This is a genomic window from Clostridium cibarium (assembly GCF_014836335.1).
Taxonomy (GTDB): Bacteria; Bacillota; Clostridia; order Clostridiales; family Clostridiaceae; genus Clostridium; species Clostridium cibarium.
This window is the reverse complement of record NZ_JACSRA010000002.1, coordinates 20,036-36,244: the sequence shown is the minus strand read 5'-3', so window position 1 is coordinate 36,244 and position 16,209 is coordinate 20,036. Positions and strand designations below refer to the sequence as shown.

Here is a 16,209-nt window from a genome sequence, read left to right as displayed (position 1 = left end):
CAATAGAAAATAGATGGGAGGAGTGACAATATGACTAAAAAACAATTAGGGATAATATGTACATTATTAGCTCTTATAGTTTGTACTGCATTACTTGCAGCAAAATTGAATAATGGAGGACTTAATGATCCAAGTGACTTAAGTACAGTTCTATCAACAGAAGATAAAAATCAATCAGATAAGGAAGATAAAAAGGATACAGAGACTCTAAGTCAAACAGATTTTTTCTTGGATGCAAGAAGTGAAAGGGAACAAAAGGATGCAGCTACAATACAAAGTTTAAAATCTATATCTGAAAATGCCAATACAACTTCAGAACAAAAGGCAAGTGCGACAAGTGAATTACAGAAGGTAACAATAAAACAAGATAAACAGAAGACTATAGAATTAAACTTGAAGAATAAAGGTTATGATGATGCTTTGTGTGAAATTTCAAATGATCAAAAGAAGGCAAACGTTATAGTTAAAACTGCCAATAGTGTTAGTGAAAAAGAAGGAGCAGAAATCCAAGAAATAGTACAAAATGCTGCTAATATTAAAGAAGTTTCTATAGAAGTAAAAAAATAAATCCGTTGTAATATAAAAGTGTATTTGATATAATTAACCTAAGATTAGTCAGTTTTGTGTATCAAGACTTAGGAGGCGAATTAAAGGATGCAAGAATATAATGGCGAAGAAAATGTAGGAGTTGTAAAAATATCCGATGAAGTTGTAAGCGTTATAGCTGGTATAGCAGCAGAAGAGATAAAAGGAGTTATGGGATTCCAACAAGGGGTTTCAGGTAACATATCACAAATATTTAAGGGGAAGAAATCAGCAGGGAAGGCAGTTAAGGTAACCCTAGAAGAAGATAGAGCAACCATAGAATTAGCTCTTTCAGTTGAATATGGTGTTAAGATAATGGAAGTTGTAGCTGAGGTTCAAGAAAATGTAAAGAGGACTGTTGAAGCTATGACTGGATTAGTAGTTGATGGAGTAAATGTTTATGTTCAAAACATTTATCTTTCAAAAGTAGAAGAAACTGAGAACTAATAAAAAACCTCTGCCAAGGCAGAGGTTTTTTATGTTTAAATAGCTAGGTATATTTTTTTGTGGTAAGGATGCAGTCCTTGTGTTAAAATATAGAAAGCTGTTTATTAAGTTTTTATAATGTATATAATAATAGATAGTAAAGTTATAATTTTTGATATGCTAAGTAAAATTTATTTTATAAATTTTGGAGGAAATAATGAGTAGAAAAAAATCGAGAGAAAAAGCAATGGAATTGGCATTTGGAATGGAAATAAGCAAAGATACAACAAATGAGGCCTTGGAAACTTTTGTGGACAATTTTGAAGGGGATAATTTAAAAGATTTAGATTTACAATATATTAGAGAAATTCTTGAAGGAATAGATAATAATAAGGTTCAAATAGATTTAATAATTGAACAAAATCTTCAAAATTGGAAGATAGAAAGAATAGCTAAGATTAATTTAACAATTTTAAGACTTGCAATATTTGAAATGAAATATGTAGATGACGTGCCAGGAAGAGTTGCATTAAATGAAGGGTTGGAATTAGCTAAAAGATATTCTGATGATAAGAGTGTTTCGTTTATAAATGCAGTTCTTGATAAAGTGCTTAAGAATCTTTAGGAGGATTAATTATGGGGCAAATTATTAATGGTAAAGAGATAGCAGCCAATATTAAGGAAGAAATAAAATCTTTTGTAGAGAATAGGGCTGAAAATAATAAAAGAATTCCTAAAATTGCATCTATATTAGTAGGTAATGATGGAGGATCTATCTATTATATGAATAATCAAGAAAAGGTAGCTACTTCATTAGGATTATTATTTAAAAAGGTAATATTAGAAGATAGTATTAAAGAGGATAACTTAATAGATGAGATACATAAATTAAATAACGATATGAATGTAGATGGAATAATACTTCAATTGCCATTACCAAAACATATAGATGAAAAGAAAGTTGTTGCTGAAATATCGCCTGAAAAGGATATTGACTGTTTGACAGTAGAATCTCAAGGTAAGCTTTATATGGGGGAGGCAGGATTCTTGCCTTGTACTCCAAATTCTGTACTAACTCTTCTAAAAAGTTTAAAAATGTCTTTAGAAGGTAAAGAAGTAGTAGTTTTAGGTAGAAGCAATATTGTAGGAAAACCTGCGGCACAATTGCTTTTGAATGAAAATTCCACAGTTACAATATGTCATTCTAGAACTGTAAACCTAAAAGAAGTTTGCAAAAGGGCTGATATTTTAGTGGTAGCGATAGGAAAACCTAAGTTTGTAGATGAAACTTTTATAAAGGATGGGGCTATTGTAATTGATGTTGGAACGTCATCGGTAGAAGGAAAGATTACTGGAGATGTGGATTTTGATAAGGTTATTAATAAAGCATCTTTTGTTACTCCAGTACCGGGGGGAGTTGGAGCTTTAACAACAACACTATTAATAAAAAACGCGTGTGAGGCTTTGAAAAATAATGAAAATTAAAACTTTATCCGTTAGTGAGGTTAATAATTACTTAAAAAAAATAATTGATAATGACTTTATACTAAATAATCTCTCTGTAAAAGGAGAGATTTCTAATTTAAAATATCACACTAGTGGGCATATTTATTTTTCACTTAAAGATGAAGCTGGAAAAGTAAATTGTGTCATGTTTAGGAATAGAGTAGAATTTTTGAATTTTAGATTAGAAGAAGGTATGAGCGTAGTAATTTGTGGAAGAGCTTCTGTTTATACTGCAAATGGAAGCTTTCAATTATATTGTGATGAAATTGAAAAAGAGGGTTTAGGAGACCTGTTTGTTAAATTTGAAAAATTAAAGGATAGGCTTAGTAGAGAAGGATATTTTGACCTAGAAAATAAGAAAACTATACCATATATGCCACGAAGAATTGGTATTGTTACGTCTGAAACTGGAGCAGCAGTTAGAGATATAATAAATGTAGCAAGACGTAGAAATAATCTGGTTGACCTTGTATTATATCCTGCAAAGGTTCAAGGGGTAGGGGCGTATGAAACAGTTATAGATGGAATAGAGTATTTTAATAAGGTAAAGAGTGTGGATGTAATTATAATTGGAAGAGGTGGAGGGTCAATAGAGGAACTTTGGAACTTTAATGAAGAAGAGTTGGCTATGGCTATATTTAAATCCAAAATTCCAATTATATCAGCTGTCGGACATGAAGTGGATTATACTATTTCAGATTTTGTTTCTGATTTGAGAGCTGCAACACCATCACAAGGCGCTGAAATAGCAGTTCCTTTAGAGAGCGATATATATAAAAAATTAGAAGAGTCAAAAAAGTGGCTTGAAAATAATGTAGAAAACAAAATTAGAAGTGAAAAATTAAAGATAGAATCTCTAGAAAAAATACTTAAATTAAATTCGCCAATGAACAAGATAGTTAATAATTATATTGTTGTTGATAGATTAAAAGAGGCTTTAGAAAATAATGTTATTAACAAGATAAATATAGAAAAAGAAAGATTGAGGGGATTAAACAATTTATTGATAGCACATAATCCCGTGAACCTCCTTCAAAGAGGATATGCTATAATAGAAGATGATGCAAAAATCATAAATAGTGTAGAAAATTTGAAAGAAAAGAAAACAATAAAGATTATCTTAAAAGATGGAAAAGTAGAAGGTGATTTTACACCTAATATATAGGAGGACTTTATGGCTAAAAAAGAGAGTTATGAAGAAACATTAGTGAGACTCCAAGAAGTTTTGAAAAATCTTGAGGAAAATGAGTTGAATTTAGATGATTCCATAAAGGCTTATGAAGATGGAGTTAAACTAATAAATAAATTATATAAAACTTTAGGTACATTGGAAGGAAAATTGTCAGTGGTTAAAGATGGTAAAGAAGTGGAGTTTGAAGGAGAAGATGGAATTAGATAATTGTAAAAAGGAAATAGAAGAATATTTAAGCAGTTATTTTGAAGGTAAAGGAACATTTAATAGGCTAATTTATGATGCCTCAAGTTATAGTTTAAACTTAGGGGGAAAAAGAATAAGACCAATATTATTATTACTAAGTTATAATTTGTATAAGGAAGATTATAAAAGAGTATTGCCAATGGCAGGAGCTATAGAAATGATTCATACTTACTCATTAATTCATGACGATCTTCCAGCTATGGATAACGACGACTTGAGAAGAGGAAAGCCTACAAATCATAAAGTGTTTGGTGATGGTATAGCTACTTTGGCTGGAGATGCATTATTAAATGAAGCAATTATATGTATGTTAGATTTTTCATTAAAATACGGAGAAAGTGCATTGAAGGCATCAAGAGAAATAGCTGTTGCAGCTGGAGCAGAAGGAATGATAGGTGGTCAGGTTGTAGATATACTTAGTGAAAGCAAGGAAACTATATCAGAAAATGAATTAAACTATATGCATTCAAAAAAAACAGGAGAACTTATACGAAGTGCTATAGTAGCAGGCGCAATGCTAGCTGATGCACCTAAAGAAGATATAGAAAAGTTAAATGAATATGGGAAAAAACTTGGGTTAGCTTTTCAAATAAAAGATGATATTTTAGATATTGTTGGATCGGTTGAAAAGCTTGGGAAAAATGCACAGAAAGATATGAAGAAAAATAAGTGTAATTATGTTACCATGTATGGAATAGATAAATGTAAAGATTTATGTAGGGAGTTTACTTCTGAAGGAATTGAATTGTTAAATCAAATATCAGGAGATGCAACTTATATTAAAGAACTAACGTTTAATCTTTTAAATAGAGAAAACTAAAAAGAGGGAAATGATATAAATGAATAATATTTTAGAAAGTATTAAATTTCCTGGGGATGTAAAAAAGTTAAGCACAAAAGAACTAGAAAGCTTAGGAGAAGAAATACGAGAATTCCTTATAGAAAAAGTGTCTAAGACTGGAGGTCACTTAGCTTCAAATCTTGGAGTAGTTGATTTAACTCTAAGTCTTTTTAAGGCTTTTGATATGGAAAAAGATAAATTAATTTGGGATGTAGGTCATCAGAGTTATGTTCATAAAATACTTACAGGCAGAAAAGATAAATTCGATGTTCTTAGGAAAAAAGATGGAATGAGTGGATTCCCAAAAAGGAATGAAAGTAAGTATGATAGCTTTGACACAGGACATAGCAGTACATCTATTTCTGCAGCACTAGGAATGGCAAGGGCCAGAGATCTAAAAGGGGAAGACTATAAAGTTGTATCAATTATAGGAGATGGTGCACTAACAGGGGGAATGGCATTTGAAGCATTAAATGATGTAGGTTTTAAGAAAACTGATATGATAATAATATTAAATGATAATCAAATGTCTATATCTAAGAATGTTGGAGGAATATCAAGACATTTAGGAAAACTCAGAATGGATCCTGGATATAATAAATTAAAAACTGATATAAATAGCACCCTTAGTACTTCGAAAATTGGAAAGTCTGTAGTAAATTCTCTTTCTAAAATTAAGGATAGTATAAAACAATTAGTAGTACCTTCAATGCTTTTTGAGGACATGGGAATAAAATATCTAGGGCCAATTGATGGGCACGATATTAAATCTATGATTGAAGTATTTAATAATGCTAAGGAAATAAAGGGTCCAGTTATTATTCATACAATCACTAAAAAAGGTAAAGGTTATAAAAAAGCAGAAATAAGTCCAGCGCAATATCATGCAGTATCACCTTTTGATTTAGAAAGTGGTGAACCATATGTTTCACCTAAAAACAGTTATTCAAAAGCTTTTGGAAAAGCACTTATAAATATAGCAAAAGAAGATAAAGATGTAGTAGCAATTACAGCTGCGATGCCTGATGGAACTGGGCTTAGAAGTTTTGCTAATGAATTCCCAGAGAGAATTTTTGATGTAGGGATTGCAGAACAACATGCAGTAACGCTTGCTGCAGGTATGGCTTGTAGTGGATTAAAACCTATCTTTGCAGTCTATTCAACTTTCTTGCAAAGAGCTTATGATCAAGTATTGCATGATGTATGTATACAGAACTTACCGGTTGTATTGTGCTTAGATAGGGCAGGTATAGTTGGGGAAGATGGAGAAACTCATCAAGGAATAATGGATATTTCGTATCTTTCTATGATTCCTAATATGACTATAGTTGCCCCAAAATGTCTAAGTGAAGTAGAAGGTGTTTTAAGATGGGCTATTAAAAAGGGAACACCTGTAGCAATAAGATATCCGAGAGGCGGAGATTCTATTGAAGGATTAAATCCATGCAAAGAAATAGAATTAGGTAAATGGGAAGTATTAAGTAAGGGAGAAAAGGTAGCTATTATAGCTACTGGTAAAATGGTGCAGCATGCTTTAAAAGCAAAAGCAATATTAGATAAGAAGGATTTTAATGTAACCATAATTAATGCTACATTTATAAAGCCTCTAGATGAAGAATTGTTAAAAAAATTGTCTAATGAAAATTACAATATAATTTCAGTGGAAGACAATATGAAAAAGGGTGGACTTGGGTCTTCAATAATGGAAGTATTGATTAGAGAAGGATATAAAGGTAAGTTTAGAAATTTAGGTTATAAAGATGAATTCGTTAAACAAGGAAGTGTTGATCTTCTTTACAAGGAAAATGGATTAGATCCAGAAGGAATTGCAAAAGAAGCCTTAGAGTTAATTTAGTTAAAGGAGTAAACTATGGCAGAAAAAAAGCAAAGATTAGATATTTTATTAGTTGAGAAAGGGATTATTACTTCAAGAGAGAGAGCAAAATCTTGCATTATGGCAGGCAATGTGTTTGTTGATGGACAACGAGTTGACAAGGCAGGAGAAAAGGTTTCTGTTGAAGCTAATATTGAATATAAAGGACATAATTTACCTTATGTAAGTAGAGGGGGACTAAAGCTTGAAAAAGCTATGAAGATTTGGCCTATTACTTTAGAAGAAAAGGTATGTATGGATATAGGGGCATCTACTGGAGGGTTTACTGATTGTATGCTTCAAAATGGGGCTAAAAAAGTGTTTTCAGTAGATGTTGGATATGGACAATTTGCTTGGAAATTAAGAACAGATGAAAGAGTTATATGTATGGAGAGGACTAATATTAGATATGTTACTCCAGAAGATATAGGAGAAAAATTAGATTTTGCTTCTATAGATGTTTCGTTTATTTCTCTAAAGAAAATTATGCCTGCGACTATTAATCTTTTAAAAGAAAATGGTGAAGTAGTAGCATTAATTAAACCACAATTTGAAGCTGGTAGAGAAAAGGTTGGGAAAAAAGGCGTAGTTAGAGATAGTTTGGTACATAAGGAAGTTGTATCTGGAATAGTTGAATATCTATTAAGTCAGGAATTGGTGATACTCGGGGTTGGATATTCTCCAATAAAGGGACCAGAAGGAAATATAGAGTATCTTGTTTATTTTACTAAGGACAAAACTAGAGAAACTATATTCTCTCTGAAAGATATAGATGAGGTAGTGGAAGCGTCACATACTGAAATTTAATATATAAGGGGGGTATTATGAAAAAAATTGGCATAGCAATTAATAATACAAAAGATATAGATAATAAAATATTAAATTTTATAATAGATAAGTTTCAAAATAACTTTGATTTAGAAGAAATCAAGATATTTAGTTCTTTTGAAACTGATAAACAGGAATTTGATAGTGACATGGATTTACTTGTAGTTTTGGGGGGAGATGGAACTCTTTTAAATGTTGCTAGAGAAGTATGCAATAAAACAATAGTACCCATATTTGGAATTAACATAGGGAATCTTGGATTTTTATCTAGTATTGAAATATCGGATATTGATGAAGCTATTGAAAAGATAAAAGAGGGGAAATTCAAAATTGACAATAGAATGCTACTTCATTGTCATTATGATGAAGATAAAAGTATTAGAATAGATAATGCTTTTAATGATATAGTCGTAGCTAGAGGAACTTTGTCAAGGATGGTAAAATTTCAAGTTTTTGTCGATAATAAGTTGTATTCAACTTTTAAGGGGGATGGGCTTATAGTTGCTACGCCTACAGGTTCCACAGCATATTCTTTTTCAGCAGGTGGTCCATTTATTTATCCTAATCTTGACTTGATAACTTTAACTCCAATATGTCCACATACTAGGAGTATGCATACAATTGTTCTAAGTGGAAATAGTACTATAGAGATTATACCAGAAAATGGAGAAGATGAAATTTACTTGACTATTGATGGACAGAAAGCTACGAAGATAAAGGAGGCAACTCCTATTAAAGTTAGAAGAGCTAAAAAACATGTACAATTGCTTTTATTTGACGATTATGATTATTTTAATGTGTTAAGGGCAAAAATTTTAAATAGTTCAAATGAATAAGGGGGATGTATTTTGAAATCTAAAAGACATATAAAAATTCTAGAAATTATTAGACAAAAAAATATTGAAACTCAAGAAGAACTTGCAGAAGAATTAAAGAGTGAAGGTTTTAATGTTACACAAGCAACAGTTTCCAGAGATATAAAGGATTTGAGACTTGTTAAAATGCAAGGAGCGACAGGAATATACAGTTATGCTGCACCGAAAACCGAAGAAAATCATTTATCTGCAAAGTTGACAAAGGTTTTATCTACGTTAACAGTATCGGTAGAAAATATAGATAAGATGGTAATAGTAAAAACGGTTGTTGCTGGAGCAAATCCAGTCGCAGAGGCTATTGATGGTTTTGGTTTTGATGATATTGCAGGTAGTATAGCTGGTGAAAATACAGTATTTATTATGGTAAGATCAATTAAAGGGGCTGAAGAACTAGTTATTAAAATCAGAGAATACATTTCCTAATTGTAAAAGGTGGTGTTAATTTGTTAATACAGTTAAACATTAAAAATTTTGCTTTAATAGAAGAGCTAACAGTTGAATTCAGAGAAGGGTTTAATATACTTTCAGGAGAGACTGGAGCAGGAAAATCTATACTTATCGATGCAATAGACTATGTTTTAGGTGGAAAGTTTTCAAAAGATCTTATTAGAACAGGCAAGGATAGAACTTATGTTGAAGCAGTATTTTCATTAAATAATAAAAAAATTAATTTAATTTTAGATGAAATTGGTATAGAATACGATGATATATTAATAATATCAAGAATGACTTTAATAAGTGGAAAGAGTATAGTTAAGGTAAACGGAAAAAGTTTAATAGTATCTCAATTGAAAAAAATTCGTGAAAAACTATTAGATATTCATGGACAGCATCAAAATCAAACACTACTACAAAGAGGAAGCCATATTTTATATTTAGATAATTTTATAGGTAAGGAAATAGAAAAACCTTTAAATGAATTTTTAAAATTGAAGGAAGAATTACATAGTATAAGAGATAAAATATCTGCCATTAAAGGAAGCGAGGACAGAGAAAAATTAATAGATTACACTAAATTTCAAATTGAGGATATAGAGAAAGGAAAATTACAAATTGGTGAGGAAGAGGAATTAAAAGAAGAATACAATATCTTATCCAATGCAGAAAAAATAATATCATCAATAAAAGTTAGTTATGGTTATCTTGATTCTAGAGAAGATGGAAATTCAATACTAGAATCTTTATCAAAAGTAATAAGTGAAATTTCATCCATCGAGAAACACTTAGAAACAGTAAGAGAAAAAAGAGAATTGCTTGAAGGTGCTTATTTTAATATTCAAGAAGTAGCAAGGGATATTAGAGATTTAGGTAGTGAAATAGTTTATGATGAATCTAGACTTGCAAAGATTAATGAAAGAATTTATGAAATAAATACATACAAAAAGAAGTACGGAACAACAATAAAAGAAGTTATAGAATATTATAAAAAATTAAAAGAAAAATATGATGAACTTATAAATGCCGAAGAAATAATAAATGAGTTAAAGGTAAAAGAAAATAATATTTTGAAGGAATTAAGAAGTATTGGATGCAAATTGCATGATATAAGATGTGAAAATAGTAAGTTTTTAGAAGAGAAGATTTTAGAAGAACTTTCCTATGTAGGCTTAGATAAATCAAGAATGCATATTGAAGTGCAACTTGAAAATGATATTAAAGAAAGAGGTTTTGATGAGGTTAATATAATGATATCGACTAATCCTGGAGAACCTTTAAAGCCACTTGAAAAAGTTTTATCTGGTGGTGAACTTTCAAGAATAATGCTTGCATTAAAATGCGTATTTGCAGATAAAGATGATATTTCTACATTAATATTTGATGAAATTGATACTGGAATAAGTGGTGAAGTTGGACAACGAGTTGGAGAAAAGATGTATGAAGTTTCTTTAGGACATCAAGTCTTGTGCATAACACACTTACCACAAATTGCAATATTGTCAGATTATCATTATTTTGTTTCAAAAGAAGTGAAAGATGAAAAGACTTTTACCAAAATAGAACTTTTATCAATTAATGAAAAAATAGAACAAGTTGCATCTATGTTAGGCGGTAGAGAAGTTACAGAGGCAACATTGGAAAACGTTAGAGAAATGCTTAGGTTTTCAGAAAATAAAAAACAAGAGATAAAAGGCAATTAGAGTACATAAGTAATGGGATTTTGGAAAAAATAAAACCACATAGGATATGTGGTTTTATTTTTTTTAGTTAAAAATTTTTGTCTATAATAGAAAACTTAATATAGCATATAAGGTATGTACAAAGGGCAACTTAAAGACAGAAGCAAAGGAGGAGGAGAAAAGATGAAGAAGGTATTAAATAAAAGAATAAAATTAGTAACTCCAATCTTGATTCTGGTAATTATGGCATGCCTTTCTATTAGTAGTATACCTGATTATTCTAATAAAAATAAAATGCAGGCATTGGAAGCTTTTAAAGAAGACATGTCTCTTTTAGCTAATTTTAATAATTCAAATATAAAATTTAAAGATAAATTATTAAAAGCATTTCAAGCTAAATCTGTAGCAGCTAGAAAAGTAGATGATATAGAGGTAATTCCAGGAGGGAATAGTATTGGTGTTAGGTTATCATCAGAAGGTGTATTAGTTGTAGGCCATTCAGATGTAATGGTTAATAATGAAAAAAAAGAAAGTCCAGCAAAGTTTGCAGGTGTCGAAATAGGTGATCTAATAATTAAAGTTAATGGTGAAAAGATAGAGAAGTCTAAAGATTTAATTGATAAAGTGAAAAATTCAAAATCAAACAAATTAGAATTAGATATTGTTAGAGATGGGATGAATGTAAAGAAGGAGATAAAACTTATAGAGGAAAAAGATGAGGGGTACAAGATAGGATTATGGGTAAGAGATTCAACTGCTGGAGTAGGAACGATGACATTTTATGATGAAAAAAGTGGTAAGTTTGGGGCATTAGGACATCCTGTAACAGATGGAGAAACAAATGAGCCTTTTGCAATAAGGGAAGGAGAATTGTTAAAGTCATCAATTATTAGTGTAAAAAAAGGTGAAAAGGGACTTCCAGGAGAACTTAGAGGGATATTCCAAGAAGAGGATAGTCCATTAGGAAAAATACAAAAAAATACTCAATGTGGGATATTTGGAGAAGGAAATAAAAATGCATGCAAATTTAATAATACAAAACCAATGCATGTGGCAAAGAGGGATGAAATAAATATAGGAAAGGCATCAATAATAACAACTGTAGATGAAAATGAACCAAAAGAATATGAAATAGAACTAGTAAAGCTATTTGAACAAAATGAGCCTGGGCCTAAAAGCATGATAATAAAGATAACGGATGAGGAACTTTTGGCAAAAACAGGAGGAATAGTGCAAGGTATGAGTGGAAGTCCAATAATACAAAATGGTAAAATAATAGGAGCTGTAACACATGTGTTAATTAATAAACCAGATGTAGGGTATGGAATTTATATAGACTGGATGTTGGAAGACGTAGGATTAATTAAGTAATAATAATTGGCAAGAATACAAAATTCTTGCCAATTATTATTATATTCACGATACAATTCTAGCTAATTAAGTTACTATAGAGTAAACAAAATAAAAAAAATGATTTAAAAGTATTTACGAATAATAAATAATAGTGTATAATTTACAAATAGTGGAAGAAATATTAAAGATAAATGGATTAAATCCATTTGAATTGGGTACTATCATAAAAATTGTAAAAATATATTGTCAAATTATTTCTAATATCTTGAATTTTTTATATTTATTTTTAGGAAGGATTTCGAGTTAGTTTTGTCGAATACAGTTAAGATACGGAAATAATATATTTTCATCATGTTAGAATAATTTACAATATTTAAATAGATCAATTATGATGGTAAATATTGGATAAAGGGGAGAAATACATGGAAGATTCAAAAATATCAGTACTTATTGCTGATGATAACAAAGAGTTTTGCAGCATACTTAATGATTATTTATTAAATCAAAAAGATATCGTTGTAACAGGAATTGCGAAGGATGGGAGAGAAGCTTTAGAGCTAATTGAAGAGAGACAACCTGATTTGGTTGTTCTAGATATTATTATGCCTCACTTAGACGGTTTAGGAGTTTTAGAGAGACTTAATAGTATGACTTTAGAGAAGGTTCCAAGAGTAATAGTATTATCTGCAGTAGGGCAGGACAAAATAACACAACAAGCAATTACATTAGGTGCAGATTATTATGTTGTTAAACCATTTGACATGGATATTTTCACAAAAAGAATTAGAGAAATGTTCAATACAACAGAAGTAGCTGATATAGGAAGACATGTTGCTCAAATGCCAATTATGCAAAGAGAAACAGCAGCAACTAGTAAAGGACCTGTAGATCTTGAAACAGAAATAACAAATATTATACATGAAGTAGGAGTACCAGCACATATTAAAGGATATATGTATTTAAGAGAAGCTATTACAATGGTTGTTAATGATATGGAGTTATTATCAGCTGTTACTAAAGAATTATATCCTTCAATAGCAAAAAAATATAATACTACTGCTTCAAGAGTAGAAAGAGCAATAAGGCATGCTATAGAAGTAGCTTGGGGAAGAGGTCAAGTAGAAGCAATAAATAGACTATTTGGATATACTGTTCATAATGAAAAAGGTAAGCCAACAAATAGTGAATTTATTGCAATAATTGCAGATAAGCTAAGATTAAAAAACAAAGTAAGCTAGACTAGTAATAATGGCATATTATTAATGGATTAATATAAACTCTAAAAAGTTTATTATTGATTTTAGTAAATTATATCTGTAAATAGAATATGGTATTGTTAGGCAAATATCTCCTATTTATTAGTTTAAGTACTAATGGATAGGAGATGTTTTTTATTGATTTGCAGATTAATAAGATTGTTTTTTTATATGAAATATTACCTGAGAATATGAAGTTTTTTTATTTCAATCAAAAAATAGCAGACATTCATAAAAATGGTATACAATAAAGTCGTAAATTTTAAGTATGTGTATTTCAAGAAGTAGAATAGCAACTTTAGGAAATGACTGTTGTGTTGACATTTTCAATATGTTAGTATGTGTATGAATTTATGTAATATTAGTATACAAGTGCAGACAAAAAGATAGAGGGAGGTTTATGTTTATGAAATACAGGAGAAAGTTTAAAGGAAAAACTTTATGCTGTATAGTTGCAACTTCTTTGCTCATGGGTGTTGCAGTGCCACAAAAAGTGACATTTGCATCTGAAAGTTATTTTAGTGATGACTTTGAATCAGGTTGTCAAAACTGGAATGTTGAAAAGGGAAGTTGGGATTTAACTAGTGACGAGAGTCAAGTGTTTAGCCAGACTTCAAAGAAAGTTGAAGGTGTTGCTACAAGAGGAGACAAGGCATGGACAGACTATAGTGTACAAGCAGATGTAAAAGTATTAGATTTTAATGGATCTAATAAAGCATTATTATGCGGACGTTATGCTGATGCTAAAAATTACTATGCTGTTAGCTTAAGTAGCAAAAATGGTGGAACTGTTGAATTAAAAAAGAAAGTAAATGGATCCAATAAAACTATAGCAAAAGCTTCAACAGAGATCAAAGCTGGTACTAGATATAATGTAAAGCTTGAAATGGTAGGAACAACAATTAAAGTGTACATAAACGATACTTTACTATTAGAAAAGGATGATAATTCTTTACAAAATGGAGCAGTTGGATTAATGGCAAGTAAAGTAAGTGCTACTTATGATAATGTAAAAGTTATAGGATCAACTACTGATACAAACGATGATGAAACAAAACCAACAAATCCATCTGAACCAACAAAGCCAGTGAATCCAAACCAAGGAAATGTAGGAACATTAAATGAATATTCAATTACAGGATTTTCATCTGGAAACCAAGGTGGTGGAGTAATTGACGAATCAAGTCCTTATTATAAGAAAGTAACAAATGCAGCAGAATTAGCAGAAGCCTTGAATAAGAGATCAGATGCTAAAGTTATAGAAATAATGAATGATATTAATTTAGGATGGAACGAGATTCCAGAATCAGCAAAAGGATCACCTTTTGGTGCTGCTAATACACCACTTACACATCCAATATTAAAGGAAACTGGTGTAAGTAAGCTTTATGTTAAAAGTTTTAATGGACTTACCATTTATTCTAAGAATGGAGCTAAGTTGAAACATGCTGGTATAACCTTAGATGGTTGTAAGAATGTAGTTATTAGAAATCTACAATTTGATGAACTTTGGGAATGGGATGAGAATACAAAAGGAAATTATGATAGAAATGACTGGGATTACATGACTGTTCAGGGATGTCAAGGTGTATGGATTGATCACTGTACTTTTGGCAAAGCATACGATGGTATAGTTGATTCAAAGAAAGGTACAACAGGTCTTACTATATCTTGGTCTAAGTTCTTACCAGGTGATATGACAAGTGGAGGATTCTATACTGCTATGTTTGACGAGATGGAGAAGAACATAGCAAAGTATCCAATGTATAACTTTGTTAAATCTCAAGGATTAAGCAAAGAAGATATAATGAAAGTTTCAGCTCCACAAAAGAAAACACATTTAATTGGTTCTACAGAGTTTGCAAGTGACAATGCAAAACTACAAGTAACTTTACATCATAATTATTATAAAGATTCTCAAGATCGTATGCCTAGACTAAGAGGTGGAAATGCACATGTTTATAATGTAGTAATGGATGCAACAGGGGCTCATGAAGCTTCGAAATTAGTGCCTTCAGCTGTTACTGCTGCAATAATAAAGGCAGGATATCATTTTGGCATTTCAAGTAATGGTGCATTATCTACAGAAGGTGGTGCAGTGCTTGTAGAAAAGAGCCAAATTTTAGGGGTTCAAAACCCACTAAGAAATAATCAAAAAGATCCTAATAAAGCAAATTATACAGGTAAGATTAAGGCAACGGATACTATCTATAAATATGATAATGTGTCATATAGAGGAGATAGTGATACAGCAGGTAGTCCTTTAGCACCAAATCCGGTAGCACCAGCTTTAAGCTTCTCGTGGAACGGATTTTCTGAATTACCTTATAATTACAAAATTGATGATCCAGCAACATTAATAGATAGATTAACAGGAGTTAATGGAGCTGGAGCAGGAAGCATTCAATTAAGCTCCCAAGATTGGCTTAAAACAATATATTAAAAATTAAACAACCCTTAATAGATTTTAATAAATATGCAAATACTAAAAACACTTCTATAGTAAAAAAAGTTACTATAGAGGTGTTTTTTATTGGAATAATATGGTAATATATTACATATAGAATATAATTTAATAAAATATAAAGGTGGTATTAAATAATATGGCTAAATCAAGTTTTTTTAAGAAAAGTAATGAGTATACAGAAATTTCACAGAATGAAACAAACAATATTGAGAAAAAGGAAGTAGAAAATTATGAGTTTAAAAAAATTAAAGACACAACTATAATGGATAGAGAAATAACTAAGTATGTCATTGATAATTTCCCTTCCATGGCTACTGAAATAAGAAATTCATTGCTTAATTTGGCTAGCACATTAGAGAGTACTATAGATTTTATTGAGGACAAATCAAGCTATGTAATAAAGAATGAAAGAGACTTTAAATTAAGTCAGGCTCACAGAGATAAATCAATAGAAATATATGATGTAGTGCAGAAGATTAATGACTACGTAAAGTGGATGAAGGAAGAATGTGAAGGATATGAAGAAAAATCAACGACAGAAGAAATGTTTGAAAATGAAGAAAGTGTTTTAGAAGAAAGCTCTAAAGAGGAAATAAGTAGTATTACTGATGCTGATGATTTGTTATAATTATTTTGTAAATTGG

16 protein-coding genes are annotated in these 16,209 nt (G+C 30.5%); all 16 read left to right on the top strand.

The annotated features are described in order from the left end of the window. Positions 1 to 30: 30 nt before the first annotated feature. Positions 31 to 567, top strand: coding sequence for a SpoIIIAH-like family protein (locus H9661_RS01475; RefSeq protein WP_143314339.1), 537 nt, complete (start codon positions 31 to 33; stop codon positions 565 to 567). Positions 568 to 654: 87 nt separating this feature from the next. Continuing rightward, on the top strand, positions 655 to 1,032 hold the full coding sequence (locus H9661_RS01470) for an Asp23/Gls24 family envelope stress response protein (RefSeq protein WP_143314337.1): 378 nt from the start codon (positions 655 to 657) through the stop codon (positions 1,030 to 1,032). 196 nt (positions 1,033 to 1,228) lie between these two features. Then, entirely contained in the window at positions 1,229 to 1,636 is a 408-nt protein-coding gene (gene nusB / locus H9661_RS01465) for a transcription antitermination factor NusB (protein ID WP_191767530.1), read from the top strand. Between the two features lie 11 nt (positions 1,637 to 1,647). Further along, positions 1,648 to 2,496 (top strand): bifunctional methylenetetrahydrofolate dehydrogenase/methenyltetrahydrofolate cyclohydrolase, encoded by an 849-nt coding sequence (locus H9661_RS01460; protein ID WP_191767529.1) that lies wholly within the window; start codon positions 1,648 to 1,650, stop codon positions 2,494 to 2,496. Then, positions 2,486 to 3,682, top strand: coding sequence for an exodeoxyribonuclease VII large subunit (xseA, locus tag H9661_RS01455; RefSeq protein WP_191767528.1), 1,197 nt, complete (start codon positions 2,486 to 2,488; stop codon positions 3,680 to 3,682). Before H9661_RS01460 ends, xseA begins: the two co-directional genes overlap by 11 nt. A 9-nt stretch (positions 3,683 to 3,691) precedes the next feature. Beyond that, positions 3,692 to 3,916: an exodeoxyribonuclease VII small subunit gene (gene xseB / locus H9661_RS01450; protein WP_191767527.1), complete on the top strand. Its 225-nt coding sequence runs from the start codon at positions 3,692 to 3,694 to the stop codon at positions 3,914 to 3,916. Beyond that, the gene (locus tag H9661_RS01445; protein ID WP_191767526.1) at positions 3,903 to 4,775 is read left to right on the top strand and encodes a polyprenyl synthetase family protein; all 873 of its coding nucleotides are present in this window, start codon (positions 3,903 to 3,905) and stop codon (positions 4,773 to 4,775) included. The genes xseB and H9661_RS01445 overlap by 14 nt, the downstream gene beginning before the upstream one ends. 19 nt (positions 4,776 to 4,794) lie before the next feature. After that, on the top strand, positions 4,795 to 6,651 hold the full coding sequence (gene dxs, locus H9661_RS01440) for a 1-deoxy-D-xylulose-5-phosphate synthase (RefSeq protein ID WP_191767525.1): 1,857 nt from the start codon (positions 4,795 to 4,797) through the stop codon (positions 6,649 to 6,651). Positions 6,652 to 6,666: 15 nt separating this feature from the next. Next, complete coding sequence (locus H9661_RS01435) at positions 6,667 to 7,476, top strand: TlyA family RNA methyltransferase (RefSeq protein WP_143314323.1); 810 nt, start codon at positions 6,667 to 6,669, stop codon at positions 7,474 to 7,476. A 17-nt stretch (positions 7,477 to 7,493) separates the two neighbouring features. Further along, positions 7,494 to 8,333: an NAD(+)/NADH kinase gene (locus tag H9661_RS01430; protein ID WP_143314321.1), complete on the top strand. Its 840-nt coding sequence runs from the start codon at positions 7,494 to 7,496 to the stop codon at positions 8,331 to 8,333. 12 nt (positions 8,334 to 8,345) lie between these two features. After that, positions 8,346 to 8,795: an arginine repressor gene (locus H9661_RS01425; RefSeq protein ID WP_143314319.1), complete on the top strand. Its 450-nt coding sequence runs from the start codon at positions 8,346 to 8,348 to the stop codon at positions 8,793 to 8,795. 20 nt (positions 8,796 to 8,815) lie between these two features. Then, a complete protein-coding gene (gene recN, locus H9661_RS01420) occupies positions 8,816 to 10,510 on the top strand; it encodes a DNA repair protein RecN (RefSeq protein ID WP_191767524.1) in 1,695 nt (564 codons plus the stop codon). Positions 10,511 to 10,672: 162 nt separating this feature from the next. Then, a complete protein-coding gene (gene spoIVB, locus H9661_RS01415) occupies positions 10,673 to 11,860 on the top strand; it encodes a SpoIVB peptidase (RefSeq protein WP_191767523.1) in 1,188 nt (395 codons plus the stop codon). Between the two features lie 404 nt (positions 11,861 to 12,264). Further along, complete coding sequence (gene spo0A / locus H9661_RS01410; protein ID WP_143314313.1) at positions 12,265 to 13,080, top strand: sporulation transcription factor Spo0A; 816 nt, start codon at positions 12,265 to 12,267, stop codon at positions 13,078 to 13,080. 424 nt (positions 13,081 to 13,504) lie between these two features. After that, complete coding sequence (locus H9661_RS01405; RefSeq protein ID WP_207729613.1) at positions 13,505 to 15,541, top strand: pectate lyase family protein; 2,037 nt, start codon at positions 13,505 to 13,507, stop codon at positions 15,539 to 15,541. Between the two features lie 160 nt (positions 15,542 to 15,701). Further along, a complete protein-coding gene (locus H9661_RS01400) occupies positions 15,702 to 16,193 on the top strand; it encodes a hypothetical protein (RefSeq protein WP_143314309.1) in 492 nt (163 codons plus the stop codon). Positions 16,194 to 16,209: the final 16 nt, after the last annotated feature.